This is a genomic window from Mucilaginibacter sp. MD40 (genome assembly GCF_002288635.1).
Taxonomy (GTDB): Bacteria; Bacteroidota; Bacteroidia; order Sphingobacteriales; family Sphingobacteriaceae; genus Mucilaginibacter.
This window is the reverse complement of record NZ_NRSW01000001.1, coordinates 1596721-1617051: the sequence shown is the minus strand read 5'-3', so window position 1 is coordinate 1617051 and position 20331 is coordinate 1596721. Positions and strand designations below refer to the sequence as shown.

Here is a 20331-nt window from a genome sequence, read left to right as displayed (position 1 = left end):
ATCTTAGCTTTAAAAATTAGTGAATTAAACTCTTCTGCGTTTTGATGGACGGCAACCGTTATGCGGAAGCGGGGTGATGTCCTTAATGGTAGTTACCTCGATACCTGTTGTTTGCAGGGTACGGATAGCCGACTCACGGCCTGAACCCGGGCCTTTAACAAACACCTCAACTTTACGCAAACCTAAGTCATAAGCAACTTTACCGCAATCTGCAGCAGCCTGACCGGCAGCGTAAGGAGTGTTCTTTTTAGAACCTTTGAAACCCATTTTACCAGCTGATGACCATGAAATAGCCTGGCCGTTTTTGTTGGTAAGGGTGATGATGATGTTGTTAAAAGTAGCGTTGATATGCGCTTCGCCAACTGGCTCGATAACAACGATACGTTTTTTGGTAACTTTTTTAGTTTTAGCCATTTTCTTAATTATTGATCTGGTGAATTACTTGATTACCTAATAATCAGGACCCGCCAGTCTTTTTATTTAATTATATTCCTAATGATCAGAGAGCAAGGAACTAATCTCTGCTCTCTAATCACTAATCACTTACTATTTAGTAGCTTTTTTCTTGTTAGCAACTGTCTTACGTTTACCTTTACGGGTACGTGAGTTGTTTTTAGTACGCTGACCACGCAGAGGTAAACCTTTACGGTGACGTGTACCACGGTAGCAACCTATATCCATTAAACGTTTGATGTTCAATTGAACTTCTGAACGTAAAGCACCTTCAACTTTAATTTGATCGTTGATGATAGTACGGATGGCAGTAAGCTGATCATCTGACCAATCTTGTACTTTAGTATTGAAATCAATACCTGCCTGGGTTAAAATGTTCTGGGCTGTTGTACGGCCAATACCGTAAATGTAGGTTAAGCCTATCTCGCCTCTTTTGTTTTTTGGTAAATCAATACCGGAGATCCTTGCCATATTTTTTGATTGTTTTTAAGTGAACGACCGAACGGCGGCTACCGTTGTACGAATCGCTCCAATGTTTTTCGTTTTTCTAATTACCCCTGACGCTGTTTGAACTTAGGATTCTTTTTGTTGATAACATAAAGTTTCCCGTTACGGCGAATGATCTTGCAATCAGCGCTGCGCTTTTTAATGGATGCTCTAACTTTCATCTCGTTGCTTATTTATATCTATAGGTTATCCTACCCTTAGTTAAGTCGTATGGGCTCATCTCCAGCTTTACCCTGTCGCCAGGTAAGATTTTGATGTAGTGCATACGCATTTTTCCGGATATGTGTGCAATAATCTCATGGCCGTTTTCCAGTTCAACTCTAAACATCGCATTAGATAATGCCTCGCGAATTGTACCGTCCTGCTCAATCGAAGATTGTTTTGCCATATTTTATTGATTATTACTTGTTTATCCGCCCACCAAAGCGGGACGCAAAATTAATAAAAATATTTTATTAATTATTTTTTTTCTTCTAAAACTTTTTCGATATACGAAAATGTCGATAATACATCTGCCTGGCCCTTTTTTACCGCTACAGTATGCTCGTAGTGGGCCGATGGTTTTTTATCTACGGTTGATACCGTCCATCCATCATCCCAAAACTTAACGCCGGCGCGGCCGCCGTTGATCATGGGCTCAATAGCGATCACCATACCTTCCTCCAGCTTGATGCCCGCACCACGTTTACCGTAATTTGGCACTTCCGGTTTCTCATGCAATTGCAATCCTACTCCATGGCCTACCAGTTCCTTCACTACGCCAAAGCCATGCTTTTCGGCATGTTCCTGTACCGCGTAACCGATATCGCCTATGCGCATACCCACAACAGCCTTCTCAATACCTTTTACCAGGCACTCTTTGGTAACCCGTAACAAGGTTTTGGTAGCTTCATCAATTTCACCAATGGGAAAGGTATAAGCTGAGTCGCCATAATATTTATTCAATATCACGCCGCAATCAACCGATACGATATCACCATCAACCAATACATGCTTTCCTGGGAAACCATGCACCACCTGGTCGTTAAGCGAAATACATAATGAATAAGGGAAGCCGTTATAATTAAGAAAAGCAGGCACGCCGCCATTATCACGTATAAACGTTTCGGCAAGTGTGTTCAGCTCTAAAGTAGTAACACCCGGGGCAATAACCTTGGCTACCTCCCCGAGTGTTTTTGAAACAAGTAAAGAACTTTCTCTTATGAGTTCTATCTCTTCGACAGACTTATAATGGATCTTTGACATGTAAAATATTAAATAACTGGCGGGGTTGCTCCCGATGCAGCCGGAACGCTTGTGCGACCTTTGATCCTGCCTGTTTTCATTAAACCATCGTAATGGCGCATTAACAGGTGACTCTCAACTTGCTGAAGGGTATCAAGCACTACACCTACCAGAATGATAAGTGACGTACCACCGAAGAACCTCGCGAATAAACTGCTTACACCTACCATACTTGCAAGTGCCGGTATAATGGCTACTATAGCAAGAAAGATAGAACCCGGCAACGTGATCTTAGAGATAACATCATCAATAAAGCTGGTAGTTGGGTTACCAGGCGCTACGCCCGGTATAAAGCCACCATTCTTTTTCATGTCATCAGACATTTGCTTAGGGTTGATAGTGATAGCGGTATAAAAATAAGTGAACAGGATGATCAATATCGCGAATACCACGTTATGCTCCCAAGAGTTGTAGTTTGATAAAGCGATAAGAATACCGCTTGAACTCGCTTTAGGGAAAAACTGTGAAATAGTTGCCGGTATAAACATTAACGCCTGGGCGAAAATGATAGGCATAACACCCGCAGCATTTACCTTTAAAGGTATATACTGGCGAACGCCGCCATATTGTTTATTGCCAACAATACGCTTTGCATATTGCACAGCTATTTTACGTGTACCCTGCACAATCAGGATAGTGAACATAATAACACCCAGCAGCGCTACGATCTCAACAATGAAGGTAATTAAACCGCCTGCACCTGTTGTACGCGAATCAAACTCCACCACAAACGCGTTTGGCAACTGCGCGATAATACCCACCATGATGATGAGCGATATACCGTTACCTATACCTTTATCAGTTATTTTCTCACCCAACCACATTACAAATAAAGTACCGGCAGTTAAAACGCAGGTATTTAAGATGGTAAAGTATGGGTTTGAAATGAGCATAGCATCAGCGCTTACCTGTGATTTAAGGTAACCGATAGCCTGTGCCGCTGTGATAATGATGGTTAGGTAGCGTGTCCACTGGTTAATTTTGTTACGTCCGCTTTCACCCTCTTTTTGTAATTTAATAAAGTAAGGTACCGCAATACCTAACAATTGCACCACGATAGAGGCCGAGATATATGGCATTACACCTAACGCGAAAATAGAGGAACGCGCAAACGAACCTCCAGCAAACATGTTAAGCAAACCTACAAGGCCTTCTTTAGCTTGTGATGTATTAAGCGATGCCGCGTTTACACCCGGCAACACTATAAATGAACCAACACGATAGATCAGAAGAAATAAGAGTGTGTTGATGATACGCACTCTTAGGTCCTCAATTTTCCAGATGTTGGATAATGTGGTGAAAAATTTCTTCATTGAAATTACAACTTAACGATGGTACCACCTGCTGCTTCAATTGCTTTTTGAGCAGTAGCGGTAAATGCATGTGCCTTAACCTCTAATTTGGCTTTTAACTCACCACGACCCAGGATTTTCACTACGTCGTTACGTGACACCAAACCATGTTGTTTCAGCGTATCAAAATCAACTGAAGATAAAGAGAATTTTTCAGTTAATGCTTGCAGCACGTCAAGATTTACACCAACATACTCTACACGGTTAGGGTTTTTAAAACCAACCTTAGGTACACGGCGCTGTAATGGCATCTGGCCACCTTCAAAACCTACTTTAGTAGATGTACCTGAACGTGAACCGGCACCTTTATGGCCACGGGTTGATGTACCGCCACGGCCCGAACCGGTACCACGGCCAATTCTTTTCCTATTTTTGGTAGAACCTTCTGCAGGTTTCAGATTACTTAAATTCATGATATTAGATATTTTCTACCGCTACAAGGTGGTTAACTTTTCTAACCATACCTATAATAGCTGCAGTAGCCTCAACTTCCACACTGTGGTTAATTCTCTTAAGGCCCAGGGCCTCAACCGTTTTTTTCTGGCGCTCGCTTCTGTCGATAACGCTCTTGATCTGAGTTATTTTAATTTTCGACATAACTGATTATCCGTTAAACACTTTACCTAAACTAATACCGCGCTGCTGAGCTACAGTGTGCGCGTCGCGCAGTTGAGCCAAAGCCGATACGGTTGCCTTAACCACGTTGTGCGGGTTTGATGAACCTTTAGATTTTGCCAATACGTTGTGTACACCTGCACTTTCTAATACAGCACGCATCGCACCACCGGCAATAACACCGGTACCGTTAGCAGCTGGTTTAATATAAACGAAACCACCGCTGAATTTACCGATCTGATCATGAGGGATAGTGCTGTTGATGATAGGAACCTTTACCAGGTTCTTTTTAGCATCATCAATACCTTTAGCAATAGCTTCAGTTACCTCTTTAGCTTTACCCAAGCCGTAACCTACTACACCGTTCTCATCACCTACTACCACAATGGCAGAGAAGCTGAAAGTACGGCCACCTTTGGTTACTTTGGCAACACGCTGTATGCTTACCAAGCGGTCTTTTAATTCGATCTCGCTTGATTTTACTCTTTTTATGTTGATTGTTGACATTTCTCTTTCTTATTAAAAGTTTAAACCACCTTCACGTGCACCTTCAGCCAGTGATTTGATACGGCCGTGGTACAGGTAACCATTCCTGTCAAACACTACATCAGTGATGCCGGCAGCTTTAGCTTTTTCAGCTACTAACTTACCTACTGCTACTGATTGGTCTGACTTTGTACCATTGGCTGTAAACTCTTTTGATAAAGATGAAGCCGATACTAAGGTTTTACCTGTTACATCGTCAATAATTTGTGCGTAGATGCCTTTGTTGCTTCTGAATACAGATAAACGTGGGCGTGCTGCTGAACCAGAAAGGCGTTTTCTGATACCTTTTTTAATTCTGTCTCTTCTTGATAATTTCATGACGATTATTTTTTAGATGCTGATTTACCTGCTTTTCTTCTTAATACTTCGCCAACGAACTTGATACCTTTACCTTTGTAAGGCTCTGGCTTACGTAACGAGCGTATTTTCGCCGCTACCTGGCCAATCAGTTGTTTATCGTTAGATTCCAGGATGATGGTTGGGTTTTTACCCTTCTCAGCAGTGGTTGTAACTTTAATTTCTTTTGGTAGTTCAAATACATAGTGGTGAGAGAAACCCAACACTAAGTCTAATGTATTGCCTTGGTTAGTTGCGCGGTAACCCACACCTACTAACTCCTGCTCAATTTTGTAACCGGTGGTAACACCAACTACCATGTTATTTAAAAGCGCGCGGTATAAACCGTGTAAGGCTTTGTGGCGCTTTTGGTCTGAAGGGCGTTTAACCAATAACTGGTCGCCTTCTTGCTCGATAGTGATATCTCTATCAACTGCCTGATGCAACTCGCCTTTAGGGCCTTTAACGGTTACTACGTTATCTGCTGATACGCTAACTGTTACGCCGCCGGCAAGTGCTATAGGTGCTTTTCCTACTCTTGACATTTTCTAATTTCCTCCTATTTAATAAACGTAGCATAAAACTTCGCCCCCCACGTTTTGCTGACGTGCTTCTTTATCGGTCATTACACCTTTAGAAGTTGAAAGGATAGCGATACCTAAACCATTTAATACACGTGGCATGGTGTCCATACCGGCGTATTTCCTCAAACCTGGTTTACTGATACGGTTAATGCTGCGGATAGCAGGAACTTTAGTTATCGGGTGGTATTTCAACGCCACTTTAATGGTTCCTTGCGGGCCATTTTCCTCAAACTTGTAGTTAGCAATGTAACCTTTTTCGAAAAGCACTTTAGTGATTTCCTTTTTCAGATTTGATGCAGGAATTTCAACAACCCGGTGGTTGGCTTTAATAGCATTCCTTACTCTTGTAAGATAATCTGCGATTGGATCTGTATTCATTATTATTGATTATGGTAGTGGTTTCCTCCGGGTAACATCCCCGCCGACCTTCTACCGGTTGATTCGTAAAAAAAATTCGAGCCGCAAAAATACAAAAAAATTCAAAACATATTATGGTATGTTTTGAATAACTTTTTAAGACCCGTATTGTAGGTATAAGGTGAAAGGCTAAAGGTAAAAGGCTTTTATTAACCTTTGGCCTTTCACCTCTCACCTTTAAGTTTTATTACCAGCTTGCTTTTTTAACTCCCGGTATTTTACCAGCTAAGGCCATTTCGCGGAATGTAACACGCGAAATACCAAACTGGCGCATATAACCACGAGGGCGGCCGGTTAATTTGCAACGGTTGTGCAGTTTTACCGGAGAAGCTGCTTTAGGCAGTTTGTCTAATGCTTCGTAATCACCGGCTGCTTTTAACGCTGCTCTTTTTTCAGCAAATTTTGCTACTAATTTGGCACGCTTTACTTCACGAGCCTTTACGCCTTCTTTAGCCATTGCTATTTTGATTTTTAAATGGTAATCCAAATTGTTTAAGTAACTCCAATGCTTCAACATCGTTGGTAGCAGAGGTTACAAAGGTGATATCCATACCCTGGATCTTGTTGATCTTGTCAATGTTGATCTCCGGGAAGATGATCTGCTCTGATATACCTAAAGTGTAGTTACCGCGGCCATCAAAACCTTTATCGTTAATACCTTTGAAGTCACGGATACGTGGCAAAGCAACAGCAATTAAACGATCAAGGAACTCATACATGGTGTTATCACGTAAAGTAACGCGTACACCAATTGGCATACCTTTACGTAATTTAAAGTTAGAGATATCCTTTTTTGATTTGGAAGCAACTGCCTGCTGACCGGTAATGGTGGTTAGCTCGTTAATGGTGTTCTCGATCAATTTTTTATCCGTAGAAGCACCGCCAACACCCTGGTTAATGGCAATTTTCTCCAGTTTAGGAACCTGCATTACGCTTTTGTACTGAAATTTATCTTTCAGCGCGGTGCGGATCTCATCTTTATACTTTGATTTTAATCTTGGTACGTAAGTCATTACTTAATTTCCTCCCCTGATTTTTTTGATACCCTTACTATTTTGCCGGCATCGGTTACTTTACGGCCAACGCGGGTTGGTTTACCTGTTTTAGGCTCAACCAGCGCCAGGTTTGAAATGTGTATAGCAGCTTCCTGCTTTACAATTCCGCCGTTAGGGTTGGCTGCATTTGGTTTAGTGTGTTTTGAAATCATGTTCACACCTTCAACCACTGCCCTGTTTTTGTCAATGATAACCTCAGTTACCTTACCTTGTGAGCCTTTAGCATCACCGGCTATTACCTGTACCAAATCACCTTTACGGATCTTTAATTTGGCTGGCTTTGTGTTCTTTTTGCTTTCCATATTACAATACCTCCGGTGCTAATGATACAATTTTCATAAACTGTTTCTCACGCAGTTCTCTTGCAACTGGGCCAAAAATACGTGTACCTCTTGGCTCATCCTGGTTGTTTAACAAAACTGCTGCGTTATCGTCAAAGCGGATGTAAGAACCATCTTTCCTGCGGATCTCTTTCTTTGTTCTTACTACTACGGCTTTAGATACTGTACCTTTTTTAACGTTACCTGATGGTAAAGCGCTTTTTACGGTAACCACTATCTTATCACCAATAGAGGCATATCTTTTACCGGTACCACCTAATACGCGGATCACTAAAACTTCTTTAGCACCGCTGTTATCAGCTACATTTAATCTTGATTCCTGTTGTACCATGTTATTTAGCCCTCTCTATAATTTGAACTAACCTCCAGTTTTTGTTTTTGCTCAGCGGGCGGGTTTCCATAATCAATACGGTATCGCCTATACCACAGGTATTTGCTTCGTCATGAGCCATAAATTTGGTAGTTTTCTTCACGAATTTACCGTAGATAGGGTGTTTCACCTTACGCTCTACAGCAACCACGATAGATTTCTCCATCTTATTGCTAACTACCAGGCCGGTACGTGTTTTTCTTAAATTTCTTTCCATTTTTTCCGACGCTTAAAATTAATTTTTAGCAGTGGCTGCCGCCGCTTTGCGTTTTGTTAATTCAGTAGTTAAACGAGCTATGTCTTTACGTACTTTAGTAATACGTGAAGGGTTCTCGATAGCTGAAACCGCATGAGCGAATTTAAGCTTGGTAAGAGTTTGTTTCTCTTCGCCCAGTTTCGCTGCTAACTCTTCGGTTGAAAGCTCTATAATTTCTGAGTTCTTCATTTTTCTTTAATTAGTTGTTGTAATGTTTAAAAGTTCAAATGTTTTAGTGTTACCTAATGGCTGCAATCAACTCTTTACAACCTTTAACATTTACAACTTTTCAACCTACTGTTTACGCTTCTACGTAATCTCTACGTGTTACAAATCTGGTTTGCACCGGTAATTTTTGTGCTGCAAGGCGTAATGCCTCTTTAGCAACTTCCAAAGGCACACCTTCGGCTTCAAAAATCATGCGGCCCGGGCGTACAACGGCAACCCAATATTCAGGGGCACCCTTACCTTTACCCATACGTACCTCTGCTGGTTTTTTGGTTACAGGCTTGTCAGGGAAGATCCTGATCCAAACCTGGCCTTCACGTTTCATGTAACGTGTAACAGCAATACGTGCAGCCTCGATCTGGCGGCTGGTGATCCATGCCGCTTCGAGTGATTTTATACCGAAAGATCCGAATGAAAGATCGGCGCCACGGGTGGCTAAACCTTTCATTCTGCCTTTTTGCATCTTTCTGAACTTAGTTCTTTTTGGCTGTAGCATTTTGTTAAGCTTTTATATCCTCACGGATATGCATTCTACTTCTGTTAATGAAATTATCTCCTTGGACCACCCGGGCGATTTCCGCCTTGTCCACCACGGTTACCACCCTGGCCACCGCCTCTGCGGTCGCCGCCTGGTTTGCGGTCACCTCTGCGTTCGCCGCCTCTTTCGCCACCACGAGCATTGTCGCGGCCACCAAAGCCTGCTGCGCCTTCAGGGCGTCCACCTTTACCACTTGGGTTGCTTGTGCTGCCGATGTTCGGAGACAAGTCGCGTTTTCCGTATACCTCGCCTTTGCAGATCCATACTTTAACACCTATTTTACCATAAGTAGTTAATGCTTCTGCCAAAGCGTAATCAATATCAGCGCGGAAGGTATGTAACGGAATCCTTCCTTCTTTATATTGTTCGGTACGGGCCATCTCAGCACCACCTAAGCGGCCTGATGTCATTACTTTAATACCTTCAGCACCCATTCTCATGGTTGAAGCTATTGTAGTTTTCATGGCACGACGGAAAGAGATACGTGCTTCAAGTTGTTTAGCAATACCTTCGGCAACTAACTGAGCGTCAAGCTCAGGACGTTTGATCTCGAAGATGTTGATCTGAACATCTTTTTTTGTTAATTTCTTTAACTCTTCTTTGATCTTATCAACCTCCTGGCCACCTTTACCGATCACGATACCCGGACGGGCAGTGTGGATAGTTACAGTGATGCGTTTTAAAGTACGTTCAATAACTACTTTAGAAACGCCGCCTTTATTGATACGGGCTGATAAGTATTTGCGGATTTTTTCGTCTTCAACTAATTTATCGGAGTAGTTATTTCCACCGAACCAATTAGAATCCCAACCACGGATAATGCCTAACCTGTTACCTATTGGATGTGCTTTTTGTCCCATCTTAAATTAGTTGTTATCGTTTTTACTATCCACTACAAGCGTTACGTGGTTAGAGCGTTTGCGGATACGGAAACCTCTACCTTGTGGTGCAGGGCGCAGTCTTTTTAACTGACGGCCACCGCCTACTGATACCTCTTTTACATAAAGAGTAGTATCTTCTAAACGTACACCTTCGTTTTTAGCTTCCCAGTTTTTGATAGCTGATAACAAAAGCTTCTCTACGCGTATTGCAGCTTCCTTGTTAGTAAATTTTAAGATGCTTAAAGCTTTGTTAACTTCTACACCACGAACCAGGTCAACAACCAGGCGCATTTTACGTGGCGAGGTTGGGCAGTCCTGTAACTTTGCAACAGAAGCGCCACCTGTTTGAGCTTTTGCAGCTTCTTTTTGTTGCCTGATCAGTACAGACTTTTTAATTTTTGTTGTTGCTTCCATTGCGTGTTATTTTTTCTTTTCTGCGTGACCACGGAATGTACGGGTTGGGGCAAACTCTCCCAGCTTGTGACCCACCATGTTTTCTGTTACATACACAGGGATAAACTTGTTACCGTTGTGTACTGCGAATGTATGACCAACGAAATCAGGAGAAATCATGCTACGACGTGACCATGTTTTTACAACCGATTTTTTATTTGATTCATTTAATACCAGGACTTTTTTGTCCAGGTTATGATCAATGTAAGGTCCTTTTTTAATTGAACGTGCCATTGTTATTTCTTCCTTCTTTCAATGATGTAACGATCTGATCCTTTTTTCTTGTCGCGGGTTTTGTAGCCTTTAGCTAATAAACCTTTGCGTGAACGTGGGTGACCACCAGATGCACGGCCTTCACCACCACCCATAGGGTGATCTACCGGGTTCATAGCAACACCACGAACGCGAGGGCGACGGCCTAACCAACGTTTACGGCCGGCTTTACCTAACACCGCGTTAGCCTTTTCGCCGTTTGACACGGTACCGATAGTTGCCAAACAAGTTGACAAGATCATACGTGTTTCGCCTGAAGGCAATTTGATGATAGCGTATTTGCCATCACGTGCTGATAATTGCGCGTAAGTACCTGCACTACGTGCGATAGTACCACCCTGACCAGGGTTAAGCTCAATGTTGTGGATGATAGAACCCAGTGGAATGTTTTTCAAAGGCATGGTATTACCAACCTCCGGAGCAACACCTTCGCCAGATACTACAGTCATACCAACTGTTAAACCTTCTGGTGCAATCATGTAGCGTTTTTCACCATCAGCGTAGTGTAGCAGTGCTATACGTGCTGAACGGTTTGGATCGTACTCAATTGTTGCAACTTTTGCAGGAATATCAAACTTGTTACGTTTGAAATCAATTAACCTGTATGCTTGTTTATGGCCACCACCAAGGTAGCGCATAGTCATTTTACCGCTATGGTTACGGCCGCCTGATCTTTTATTGTTAGCAACAACTAAAGACTTTTCAGGAACGTTTGTTGTAATATCTGAGTTAGATACATCGATCCTGAAGCGGGTACCCGGTGTAACCGGTCTAAATCTCTTTACTGCCATGTCTTATTATATATTGCTGTAAAAATCAATTGTTTCACCATCCTTCAGTGTAATGATGGCTTTTTTGTAAGTAGCAGAGCGGCCTTGTACTGCACCTGCTTTTGTGTTGCGGGTTTTGAGTTTACCTACATATTTCATAGTGTTTACAGCTGTGATGTTAACACCGTACATAGCCTCAATTGCGCTTTTGATCTGAATTTTGTTAGCTCTGTGATCAACTTTGAATGCATAACGGTTAAGCTTCTCAGTTAATTGAGTTACCTTTTCAGTAAGTAGTGGTTTCTTTAAAATTTCCATAATTACTTAGCGAATGCTTCCTCCAAAGTTTTTACAGAACCGGTTGTTAACAAAAGTTTGCCTGCGTTTAACACGTCATAAGTGTTTAACTGGTCGGCAGTAACAACCTTTGCTCTTTTCAGGTTTCTGCTTGATAAATACACATTGTTATTTGCGGCAGGTAATACCAATAAAGTTTTCTCATTGGTAAGGTTAAGGTCCTCTACTAGCTTAACATAGTTTTTAGTTTTAACAGAGTCAAAATTAAAATCTTCCAAAACCACAATATTGCTATCCTGTGCTTTGTAAGTTAAAGCTGATTTACGTGCTAAAGCTTTTAATTTTTTGTTCAATTTAAAGCTATAGTCGCGCGGTTGCGGGCCAAATACACGGCCACCACCGTTAAACAGAGGTGATTTGATGCTACCTGCACGTGCACCACCTGTACCTTTTTGTTTATGTAATTTGCGGGTTGAACCGGCAATTTCATTACGTTGTTTTGCTTTGTGCGTACCCTGGCGCTGGTTTGCTAAGAACTGCTTTACATCTAAGTAAATCGCATGATCGTTTGGCTCAACACCGAATACGGACTCAGGAAGCTGCACCTTGGCACCTGTTTCTTTACCTGATACGTTTAATACGTTAACTTCCATCTTACTTATCCACTATTACGAATGAACCTTTAGCTCCAGGTACGGAACCTTTAACTACTATTAGGTTTTGCTCAGCAAAAACTTTAACTACTTGTAAGTTTTGTACTTTAACACGAGCGTTACCTGTTTGGCCTGCCATGCGCATACCTTTAAATACGCGTGATGGCCATGATGACGCACCCAGTGAACCCGGAGCGCGTAAACGGTTGTGCTGACCGTGTGTTTGCATACCTACACCACCAAAACCGTGGCGTTTTACAACACCCTGAAAACCTTTACCTTTTGAAGTACCAACTACATCAACAAAATCACCTGCTGAAAAGATCTCAACGGTGACAGTGTCACCAAGAGCTTTCTCGTCTTCGAATGTTTTAAATTCAACAAGTTTACGTTTTGGAGTAGTGCCGGCTTTTTCAAAATGGCCTTTAAGGGGAGCAGAAGTGTTCTTCTCTTTTTTCTCGCCGTACGCTAATTGTACAGCGGCGTAACCGTCTGTTTCTACAGATTTTACCTGGGTTACTACGCAAGGGCCAGCTTCGATTACAGTACAAGGAATATTCTTGCCCGTTTCGTCGAAAATGCTGGTCATTCCTACTTTTTTACCAATAATTCCTGACATTTTATTTATTTTATTTGTGCCCATCGAAGCAGTAGGGCTTCGTTCAAGGCATATTTGCCCCTGTTAAGGGACGGCAAAGATAGAAATTTTGTATTAACTCTCAAATAGTTAGTGAATTATTTTTTCATATTTATTTGATTGATGTTCAGTGCTAAACTACACTCGCGGCCCCACCTCCCAAAAGCCCTGTACCAAGTAAAAGCGAATTGCTGTTAACGGAGGAATTTTTTTTATTTTTAGCACCATGAAACCGATCTTATCCTTAGCGCTATTTCTCGCGCTTTCTGTTATGTTTAGCCAGGCCCAGGACAGCACGCAAAACAAGAAAGTTATCATTTTTAAGGCCATTGAAAAAGTACCCGCCTACCCTGGCGGTGTAGAAGCCATTGGCAGGCATATCACTCAGAATTTAAAATACCCCGAGGTCGCCAAACTCATTGGTATTAATGGCCGTATTATTATCAGTTTTGTTATTGATAAACAGGGTGTGGTAAGGGAGGTGACGCCTGTTAACTGTATTGGGGCAGGATGCGAATCTGAAGCGGTAAAAGTGATAGAGTCGTTAGACACCTGGTCACCGGGCATGCAAGACGGCAAACCGGTGCGTGTACAATACCAAATTCCGATTAGTTTTTTGACCCCGAAAGAAAATGTTAAGTTTAAGGAACTGGCACAGTCCGATTATGGCTTTGTATTCAACATCAAAGGTACACTCTACAGCCTTAACGATGCTGAGCAGCTTCTCGGCAAATCATTTAAGTCGGCAGATATAGCCCTGGCAGAACCTTTTTACAATACTGGTGACGACGCAAGGTTTGTGATGCCCGACAAAAAGGAAATTTACCTGATCAATATACGGTAGCGGCGAACGGATCATTATATTTACTTGATTGCTTTATACCACTTATTTAATATCATAACTAAAAATACCTAAACTTCAAACTATGGCATGGGGCATTTCTCCGCGTAAAACCGCTGTTATTCCACTTAACGATTACAACCCCGACCATTATTTGACCCTGCTTTATCACGCTTTTAATAACCTTAACTGGCGTGTGGGATATTTTGATCGTGATGGTATTATCGGCTACACTAAACTTTCATGGCAATCATACGCCGAAGAAATATCAGTTAGGATAGTAGGTAACAACGCGCTAATAAAGAGCGAGTGCGTGGGTTATCAATTCTTTTTTACCGACTACGATAAGAACGCAAAAAACCTGGAACTGCTGTATAATGAAATCAGCTACGTGGAATTCCATTTAAAGGACAACCTGCAAACGAGCACACAGGAGCTGATCGACAGCATACCCGATAATCAGTTTATCAGGCTGGATAACCCGCCTTTAGGTTACAAAGAAAAGCTTAAAGGCTTTTTGTCGGTATTTAAACCGGCACCCGGCTACACGGTAACGCCTGTACTGGTACTGTTAAACATTGCCATATTTTTTATAACATGGGCCATTATGATTGGCCGTGTGGTAGCCATTGCCATGCTATCCAAACAAAACGGCCATGCCGATGCGCTGCAAACCTTAAACATGGAAGATATTTATCTTTCACTGGGTTTTAACAACCGCACACAGGTACTTAGCGGCCAGGTATGGCGTTTAATAACGGGTACTTTTTTACATTTCTCGCTGCTGCATATTGCCGGTAATATGCTGGTGCTTATCTACATAGGCTCATTGCTGGAGAGCAAACTGGGTAAGTGGAACTATTTAATCTTATACCTGCTAACGGGTATTTGTGCCAGCGTTACATCGGTTGTATGGAACCATAGCGGTGTAATGGCAGGTGCCTCAGGCGCTATATTTGGCTTGTTTGGGATATTGCTTGCCCTCCTGAGCACAGATTTTTATGAAGCTATTGCTAAAAGAGCCTTACTCATCAGTACGGCTATTTTTGTGGCGTACAGCATTATCCCTATTGGCAGGCAGGTTGACCATGCCGCTCACTTTGGAGGGCTCTTGTCCGGCTATGCCTTTGGCTGGCTGGCTTACCTCGGCTTAAAATACCAAAAGACCGTAACAGCAACCATCTCGGCCAAAGCTTTTACCATTTTGGCAACCGCGCTTTGCATTATGGCAGCACCTGTGTACCAGCTTAAAGAACTAAGCGAACTTGGCGCGCAAACCCAACGGCTCACCAACGAACTGAACCAGGATTTTTACTATACAGACAGCCTGAATCGCCAGCAGCGTTTACAACTGCTCAGCACTAAAAGTATGCTAAAGGTAGATACACTGGGCCGGGTAGGCAAAAATATAGGCAAGCTCAGGCTGCCGGAGAAGCAGCATAAAATAGCCCTGATCAAATCAAAGATCATCGATCTTGAACAGCAGGTATACAGATTACTTTATCTTGAATTTAAAGAAGACAACAAAACCAAATACCGGCAACAGATATACAGCACTACCAATAAGATAAACGATCTGCGAAGCGAGTGGGGAACACTTGAGGATGCCGAATAAGCTCTCCTATCTTTACTCTCGCTAACCGAATATTAAGCCTGCATCAGCCGCTTAATCAGTTCCGCGCTTTGGCGGTTACCCTCCTCCAGCCTGCCGGTAAAGAAAGACTGAACTTCGTTAAAGTGCTTTTTGTAGCCTTCCATATCGCCGTAACCAATAATAGAACTCCACTCCCGCACCGCAGAATGAAATTCCAGATCGTCGCCCCGGATGGTTTTATCATACAGGGCCGTTTCTATCGACTCTTCCAGCAGTTCTTCGTTCTTAAACAAATATTCCGCTATACCTAAACGTAAACGGAAAGGTGGTGTCTGGCAAATGAGGTTATCATAAGGGTTAACACCCAAATGGTACCAGGCATCAACCATACTTAATATACTTAAGTGTGAGTTTGGCTTTTGCTTGTGTTCTTTATCCGCTAATGAAAACTCGCGCATCACGGCATCATTCAGCATAATAGGCTTACGGCTCTCATGGAAAACAAAATCGCGGGCCTTGTAAAGGCGCTGCCTGAATTCCGTGGCCTCCTCTTTTATCATGAGCTTAAACAACTCGGACTCCGACATGGCGTACTGCCTTACTTGTTGTTTAGCATAAGGGTTAAGCAGGGCTAAACCCGCGTAAACGTGGGCCTTATAACTGAATATACGCAGGGTAGTCAGAATTTTTACATTATCTATCCCACCCACATAAGAGGCGTTCTCCCACGGGAAAAACCCGGCCGACTTCCATGCCGTACCCATACTCTCAAAACCTACGTGCGTTACGGCCTGCGTATCAGCTACGATCTGGTCGTGCTCGTGGTAGTCTTTCATCTCCACCACATCGCTACCCACTGCGTTAAAAAGGATAAGCATATCTTCATAGCCGGTTTTATCGGTACGGTGAGGTATCAGGATCAATTTCTGCCCTTTGGGTTCAAATCCGGCACCGTGCATAGCATGAAAGGTAACGATACGGGCATCTGCGGGCAGGTGTTTCTCAAAAACAGCTATTTCCGGGTGTTTAACAGAGGTCTGGCCGGCTACAATAGCATTGTATTTAGTGGCAGGGCCATATTCGGCAACTACCTGCTCCAGTTTGTCGGCCTCAACAGAGTAGATGATAAGATCGCTTATGCGTGCTACATCCTTGCCGTTATCCATCAGGGTTATTCCCAAAGGGTTAAGTTCATCTTCCAGTTTCTGGCGATTGGCGGGCATATCGCAACCCACCACCTTATAACCGGCTGCGGCAAAAGCTTTGGCGTACAGCTTACCCATATCGCCCAAACCTATCATTCCTATCTGCATAGCATAAATTTGAAAGGGCTAATATAGCGCTTTGCGGCTATGTTACCTTAAATTGTACACCATCTGCTATTTAAAGGCATTTTATTGGTAGCAGATAACAGAAACTTTAAATTAAATTTTTACGTTTGAACATAATAGATCATATCCTCAAATCAAATCCTTAAAGATGAAGCTTTCTAACTTGCGTATATTACTGTTATTGACCCTGATGTTTAACCTTGGCACTGCCGCGCATGCACAGGACACCACCAAAAAGGCCAATGCTGTTGCAAAGCCAAATCCTTATAAAAGGCCGGCACCTGCCGCGCAAACACCGGTTGCAACCCCTCCGGCAGCTACAACACCGCAACCACAAAAACCAGTAGACAAAAGTTTGCATGGACAGTATGCCTATCTGCTAACCAAAATATATAACTACCAGCAGCCGCTTGTAGGCGCCCTGGTAAAAAACTATAACGATACCCTAAAGGCTACCCGTAAACAATTAAAGGATGCACAGGAAACGGTAACCGCCCAGGCTAAAACTATTGATACGCTTAAAAAATCATCCAACAATAAAGATCAGTCGCTGGCGGCTTCGCAGGCAAAGGTGAACGAAGTGAGCCTGCTGGGCATACCCATTAATAAAGGCACCTATAATTTAATTATGTGGGGCCTGGTAATAGGTTTTGGAGTTATTGCCGCCGTAGTTATTGCCCGCTCGGGCGCCCACAGCCGCGAAGCAAAATATCGCATTAAATTGTATAACGAGCTCGAAGAAGAATACAAAAACTACAAAGCCAAAGCCAACGAAAAAGAAAAAAAACTCGCCCGTGAGTTGCAAACAGAGCGTAATAAACTGGATGAGTTGACCGGTAAGGGGTAACCCCCCAGCCCCCTGAAGGGGGAGCAGGATCATGATAGATAAAAAATTAACTCCAATCGATAATTCCCCCTTCAGGGGGTTAGGTGGTTCCTACCTCTTCGGCTGGAACCCTCATAAGTTTGAGTGGGCCGATCTTGATACGGACATCGCCCGCCTAATCGCTGGCGAAAAGGTGGAGGATAACTGGAGTGTTGTCAGCCATAAGTCCATTAAACCCGGTGACCGCGCCTATGTAGTACGCGTAGGTATTGAACCTAAAGGCATCTTCGCTTCGGGATATGTATCATCAGAACCCTTTCTGGCTTCACGCAGAGGCCGCACACACCATCGCATTAACATTGAGTTTGATGCCTTACTTAATCCAGATAAAGAACCCATACTTTCTTTAGACATCCTCAAAACGGGCGATCTTGCCGTGCAGACCTGGACACCCCAGGCATCCGGCATATCTATACGGCCGCAATTGGTAGATGAACTGGAAGGTGTATGGCTCAGTTTTTTGAGCGAACATCCGCATTTCGGCAAGATATAAACCTGCAAGTCGCATTATGCCTGTTAAGTTGTCGTGATTGTACATAAGCGGTGATAGGGCGCAACACTAACTTTGAGGTAAATAAAAACCTCAGAAAATGTCTACTCAAATCTTTTTAAATCTCGCGGTTAATGATCTTAACCGTTCCATAGAATTCTTTACTAAGCTGGGCTACAGCTTTAACCCCAAGTTTACCGACGAAAAGGCAACCTGCATGATCATTAGCGACAATATCTTTGTAATGCTTTTAACAAGGCCCTTTTTTCAAACTTTTACCAACAAGGAAATAATTGACGCGCACAAAGCGGTAGAATGTTCCATAGCATTATCAGCAGAGAGCCGGGAAGCTGTTAACGAAATGGTTGCTAAAGCTGAAGCTGCGGGCGCTACCATACCTAACCCCGCTTCTGATTATGGGTTTATGTACCAGCACAGCTTTGAGGACCTCGACGGCCACCACTGGGAGATTGTTTGGATGGACCCCAACAGTTCGCCCGAGCATATAAGTTAATCTATGCTACGCGTATATTTTAATAAAAACAGAAAAGGCTTGCTAAATAATGGCAAGCCTTTTCTGTTAAAAACATTCTTATATTTATCTCATCACAAAACAACCAACCTAAATGACAAAAAAACTTATCCTTTTAACCTTAGGCCTTTTACCTGCCTCGTTAATGGCCCAGCAAAAGTTTACCATTACAGGATATGTTAAAGGCCTGAAAAATGCCGACAAAGTTTATCTCATACACGTAAATAATGCCGGGGAATTCACCTCTGATTCTTCAACTGTAAATAATGGCAAATTTGGCTTTTCCGGTACAATTCAACACCCTGTACTGGCTTACCTTTACCGTAATATCAACCCTCTGGCAAACAAACCTCAGCCCGGAGAAAAGATAGACGCAATAGATTTCTATGTCGAATCTGGGAAACTAAGCTTTACAAGTAACGACTCGCTTAAAAGTGCAATTATCAATGGCTCGCCTATTAATGCAATTATCTTAGAATGGAAAGCAATGCAAAAGCCAATTGAAGATAAAATAAAAGTCTTAGACGCTGAATTTAATAATTTAAGTGAGGCTCAGCGGAACGATGAAAAAACTATACCGAAAATAATTGCGAAAGAAACACAATATGAAAATGAAATAAAGGCAACAGGTATACTACTGGCTGAACATCATCCCAATTCTTACATTAGTTTAGTGGCATTAAGGCAGGCCGCTGGTATACCATTATTAAATAAAAGGGTGGCATCCGCCTTAGATAAGCTTTCGCCACAACTTAAAAATAGTGAAACAGCCAGAAAAATAAAATTAATTATGGCAGCTACTTTAATAAATAAAATTGGTGATGTAGCCTCAGACTTTACTCAGAATACGCCACAAGGGAAACCTATTAAACTGTCTGACTTTAAAGGCAAGTACGTATTAATTGATTTTTGGGCAAGCTGGTGCGGGCCGTGCCGCGAAGAAAACCCTAATGTACTTAATGCCTACAATAAGTATAAAGATAAAAATTTTACAGTACTTGGCGTTTCTTTAGATAAACACCCAGACGCATGGGTTAAAGCCATAGCCGATGACCATTTGCCTTGGACACAAGTATCCGACCTTAAGGGAGGAGACAACCTGGCGGCTCTGCAATATAGCGTACGTAATATACCTTCTAACGTGCTGATAGGCCCTGACGGGAAAATAATAGCGAAAAATTTAATGGAAGAACATTTAGGTGAAAAGCTTGCAGAGCTATTTGGTACAGGATCGAAGTAGTTAACTCTACCCGGATAAAAATAAAAGCCATCAGTATTAACTGATGGCTTTTATAATATTGGTTCTTGCCGATTGTCCCAAAAGAATAATATTTCTATTGTAGTTTCTCCAACCTCATAGAATAATGAGCAGTTTCTGTGAATAAATGCCTTCCGCACATTTAAGTTTGACGCTATAGATTGGTAAATAAACGGCGATTCTTTTATTGCTTCAATAACCTTTACCGTTCTAAGCTTAAACTTCTCTACAACTACATCTCCCCATCTTTCGCTTAACTGTCTTGATACTTGATCAAATGTTTCTAATGCTGTAGGAGCGTATCGTAAAGTATAGGCCATTTATTTTACACCTATTTTCTTTTTAAACTCCTCATGTGTAATGAAATTTCCCGCAGCTATTTCTGCCTGGCTTTGTGCTATTCCATCTAAAACATGCTTTGGTAACTGCCCCATATCTTCGTCCTTAATGAATGAAATATGCTGTTCTTCTAAAAAATCGGCTATCAACTTTTCCTGTTCAGCAGTTGGGGTTATGATATAAGTGCTCATAATCAAATTTACTTAAAAGTATT

The 20331-nt window shown here is 42.3% G+C and carries 35 protein-coding genes; 6 read left to right on the top strand and 29 right to left on the bottom strand.

Features of this window, described 5'->3' with window-relative positions:
* Positions 1-24 precede the first annotated feature (24 nt).
* From rpsK to rplC, 26 genes are all read right to left on the bottom strand, one after another.
* Positions 25-414 carry a 30S ribosomal protein S11 gene (rpsK, locus tag CKK33_RS07300; protein WP_095703479.1) on the bottom strand — a complete coding sequence of 130 codons (390 nt, stop codon included), beginning with the start codon at positions 412-414 and terminating at the stop codon, positions 25-27.
* 132 nt (positions 415-546) lie between these two features.
* Entirely contained in the window at positions 547-924 is a 378-nt protein-coding gene (gene rpsM / locus CKK33_RS07295; RefSeq protein WP_095703478.1) for a 30S ribosomal protein S13, read from the bottom strand.
* 80 nt (positions 925-1004) lie between these two features.
* On the bottom strand, positions 1005-1121 hold the full coding sequence (gene ykgO, locus CKK33_RS07290; RefSeq protein WP_022833269.1) for a type B 50S ribosomal protein L36: 117 nt from the start codon (positions 1119-1121) through the stop codon (positions 1005-1007).
* Positions 1122-1129: 8 nt separating this feature from the next.
* Complete coding sequence (infA, locus tag CKK33_RS07285; RefSeq protein ID WP_022833270.1) at positions 1130-1348, bottom strand: translation initiation factor IF-1; 219 nt, start codon at positions 1346-1348, stop codon at positions 1130-1132.
* A gap of 71 nt (positions 1349-1419) precedes the next feature.
* Entirely contained in the window at positions 1420-2205 is a 786-nt protein-coding gene (gene map, locus CKK33_RS07280; protein WP_095703477.1) for a type I methionyl aminopeptidase, read from the bottom strand.
* 8 nt (positions 2206-2213) lie between these two features.
* Positions 2214-3557 carry a preprotein translocase subunit SecY gene (secY, locus tag CKK33_RS07275; RefSeq protein ID WP_095703476.1) on the bottom strand — a complete coding sequence of 448 codons (1344 nt, stop codon included), beginning with the start codon at positions 3555-3557 and terminating at the stop codon, positions 2214-2216.
* Between the two features lie 5 nt (positions 3558-3562).
* On the bottom strand, positions 3563-4009 hold the full coding sequence (gene rplO / locus CKK33_RS07270) for a 50S ribosomal protein L15 (RefSeq protein WP_095703475.1): 447 nt from the start codon (positions 4007-4009) through the stop codon (positions 3563-3565).
* Between the two features lie 4 nt (positions 4010-4013).
* Positions 4014-4193 (bottom strand): 50S ribosomal protein L30, encoded by a 180-nt coding sequence (rpmD, locus tag CKK33_RS07265; protein ID WP_095703474.1) that lies wholly within the window; start codon positions 4191-4193, stop codon positions 4014-4016.
* A gap of 6 nt (positions 4194-4199) precedes the next feature.
* Positions 4200-4718 (bottom strand): 30S ribosomal protein S5, encoded by a 519-nt coding sequence (gene rpsE, locus CKK33_RS07260; RefSeq protein WP_095703473.1) that lies wholly within the window; start codon positions 4716-4718, stop codon positions 4200-4202.
* Positions 4719-4730: 12 nt separating this feature from the next.
* A complete protein-coding gene (rplR, locus tag CKK33_RS07255) occupies positions 4731-5081 on the bottom strand; it encodes a 50S ribosomal protein L18 (RefSeq protein WP_369803589.1) in 351 nt (116 codons plus the stop codon).
* Entirely contained in the window at positions 5081-5638 is a 558-nt protein-coding gene (rplF, locus tag CKK33_RS07250; protein WP_095703471.1) for a 50S ribosomal protein L6, read from the bottom strand. Before rplF ends, rplR begins: the two co-directional genes overlap by 1 nt.
* Positions 5639-5656: 18 nt before the next feature.
* Complete coding sequence (gene rpsH, locus CKK33_RS07245) at positions 5657-6058, bottom strand: 30S ribosomal protein S8 (RefSeq protein ID WP_233138275.1); 402 nt, start codon at positions 6056-6058, stop codon at positions 5657-5659.
* Between the two features lie 223 nt (positions 6059-6281).
* Complete coding sequence (gene rpsN, locus CKK33_RS07240) at positions 6282-6551, bottom strand: 30S ribosomal protein S14 (RefSeq protein WP_095703469.1); 270 nt, start codon at positions 6549-6551, stop codon at positions 6282-6284.
* Positions 6544-7107, bottom strand: a complete 564-nt coding sequence (gene rplE, locus CKK33_RS07235) for a 50S ribosomal protein L5 (RefSeq protein WP_095703468.1) — start codon at positions 7105-7107, stop codon at positions 6544-6546. The genes rpsN and rplE overlap by 8 nt, the downstream gene beginning before the upstream one ends.
* A complete protein-coding gene (gene rplX, locus CKK33_RS07230) occupies positions 7107-7451 on the bottom strand; it encodes a 50S ribosomal protein L24 (RefSeq protein ID WP_095703467.1) in 345 nt (114 codons plus the stop codon). Before rplX ends, rplE begins: the two co-directional genes overlap by 1 nt.
* 1 nt (position 7452) lies before the next feature.
* On the bottom strand, positions 7453-7821 hold the full coding sequence (rplN, locus tag CKK33_RS07225) for a 50S ribosomal protein L14 (RefSeq protein ID WP_073405786.1): 369 nt from the start codon (positions 7819-7821) through the stop codon (positions 7453-7455).
* Between the two features lies 1 nt (position 7822).
* Positions 7823-8077 (bottom strand): 30S ribosomal protein S17, encoded by a 255-nt coding sequence (rpsQ, locus tag CKK33_RS07220; RefSeq protein ID WP_095703466.1) that lies wholly within the window; start codon positions 8075-8077, stop codon positions 7823-7825.
* Positions 8078-8095: 18 nt separating this feature from the next.
* The gene (rpmC, locus tag CKK33_RS07215) at positions 8096-8305 is read right to left on the bottom strand and encodes a 50S ribosomal protein L29 (protein ID WP_095703465.1); all 210 of its coding nucleotides are present in this window, start codon (positions 8303-8305) and stop codon (positions 8096-8098) included.
* 112 nt (positions 8306-8417) lie between these two features.
* Positions 8418-8840: a 50S ribosomal protein L16 gene (rplP, locus tag CKK33_RS07210; protein WP_095703464.1), complete on the bottom strand. Its 423-nt coding sequence runs from the start codon at positions 8838-8840 to the stop codon at positions 8418-8420.
* A gap of 53 nt (positions 8841-8893) precedes the next feature.
* Complete coding sequence (rpsC, locus tag CKK33_RS07205) at positions 8894-9742, bottom strand: 30S ribosomal protein S3 (protein ID WP_095703463.1); 849 nt, start codon at positions 9740-9742, stop codon at positions 8894-8896.
* Positions 9743-9748: 6 nt separating this feature from the next.
* Positions 9749-10177 (bottom strand): 50S ribosomal protein L22, encoded by a 429-nt coding sequence (gene rplV, locus CKK33_RS07200; RefSeq protein WP_095703462.1) that lies wholly within the window; start codon positions 10175-10177, stop codon positions 9749-9751.
* A gap of 6 nt (positions 10178-10183) precedes the next feature.
* A complete protein-coding gene (gene rpsS, locus CKK33_RS07195; RefSeq protein ID WP_095703461.1) occupies positions 10184-10450 on the bottom strand; it encodes a 30S ribosomal protein S19 in 267 nt (88 codons plus the stop codon).
* Positions 10451-10452: 2 nt separating this feature from the next.
* Positions 10453-11280 (bottom strand): 50S ribosomal protein L2, encoded by an 828-nt coding sequence (gene rplB / locus CKK33_RS07190; protein WP_095703460.1) that lies wholly within the window; start codon positions 11278-11280, stop codon positions 10453-10455.
* Positions 11281-11286: 6 nt separating this feature from the next.
* Entirely contained in the window at positions 11287-11577 is a 291-nt protein-coding gene (gene rplW, locus CKK33_RS07185) for a 50S ribosomal protein L23 (protein WP_095703459.1), read from the bottom strand.
* Between the two features lie 2 nt (positions 11578-11579).
* The gene (gene rplD / locus CKK33_RS07180; RefSeq protein WP_095703458.1) at positions 11580-12209 is read right to left on the bottom strand and encodes a 50S ribosomal protein L4; all 630 of its coding nucleotides are present in this window, start codon (positions 12207-12209) and stop codon (positions 11580-11582) included.
* Between the two features lies 1 nt (position 12210).
* Entirely contained in the window at positions 12211-12828 is a 618-nt protein-coding gene (rplC, locus tag CKK33_RS07175) for a 50S ribosomal protein L3 (protein WP_095705776.1), read from the bottom strand.
* A 244-nt stretch (positions 12829-13072) separates the two neighbouring features.
* On the opposite strand from rplC, the gene CKK33_RS07170 reads away from it, so the two are divergent.
* Positions 13073-13690 carry an energy transducer TonB gene (locus CKK33_RS07170; RefSeq protein ID WP_095703457.1) on the top strand — a complete coding sequence of 206 codons (618 nt, stop codon included), beginning with the start codon at positions 13073-13075 and terminating at the stop codon, positions 13688-13690.
* An 82-nt stretch (positions 13691-13772) separates the two neighbouring features.
* Entirely contained in the window at positions 13773-15302 is a 1530-nt protein-coding gene (locus CKK33_RS07165; protein ID WP_095703456.1) for a rhomboid family intramembrane serine protease, read from the top strand.
* Positions 15303-15334: 32 nt separating this feature from the next.
* Here CKK33_RS07165 and CKK33_RS07160 read toward each other — a convergent pair whose 3' ends face one another.
* On the bottom strand, positions 15335-16594 hold the full coding sequence (locus CKK33_RS07160; protein ID WP_095703455.1) for a prephenate dehydrogenase: 1260 nt from the start codon (positions 16592-16594) through the stop codon (positions 15335-15337).
* A 166-nt stretch (positions 16595-16760) separates the two neighbouring features.
* On the opposite strand from CKK33_RS07160, the gene CKK33_RS07155 reads away from it, so the two are divergent.
* The 4 genes from CKK33_RS07155 (at position 16761) to CKK33_RS07140 (ending at position 19760) form a co-directional block, all read left to right on the top strand.
* Complete coding sequence (locus tag CKK33_RS07155) at positions 16761-17459, top strand: hypothetical protein (protein WP_095703454.1); 699 nt, start codon at positions 16761-16763, stop codon at positions 17457-17459.
* A 31-nt stretch (positions 17460-17490) separates the two neighbouring features.
* Positions 17491-17991: a hypothetical protein gene (locus CKK33_RS07150; protein ID WP_095703453.1), complete on the top strand. Its 501-nt coding sequence runs from the start codon at positions 17491-17493 to the stop codon at positions 17989-17991.
* A 97-nt stretch (positions 17992-18088) separates the two neighbouring features.
* Positions 18089-18502 (top strand): VOC family protein, encoded by a 414-nt coding sequence (locus tag CKK33_RS07145; protein ID WP_095703452.1) that lies wholly within the window; start codon positions 18089-18091, stop codon positions 18500-18502.
* Positions 18503-18614: 112 nt separating this feature from the next.
* Positions 18615-19760: a TlpA disulfide reductase family protein gene (locus tag CKK33_RS07140; protein WP_095703451.1), complete on the top strand. Its 1146-nt coding sequence runs from the start codon at positions 18615-18617 to the stop codon at positions 19758-19760.
* Positions 19761-19810: 50 nt separating this feature from the next.
* Here the strand turns inward: CKK33_RS07140 and CKK33_RS07135 are convergent, their stop codons facing one another.
* Positions 19811-20098: a type II toxin-antitoxin system RelE/ParE family toxin gene (locus tag CKK33_RS07135; protein ID WP_095703450.1), complete on the bottom strand. Its 288-nt coding sequence runs from the start codon at positions 20096-20098 to the stop codon at positions 19811-19813.
* Entirely contained in the window at positions 20099-20308 is a 210-nt protein-coding gene (locus tag CKK33_RS07130; RefSeq protein WP_095703449.1) for a hypothetical protein, read from the bottom strand.
* Positions 20309-20331 lie beyond the last annotated feature (23 nt).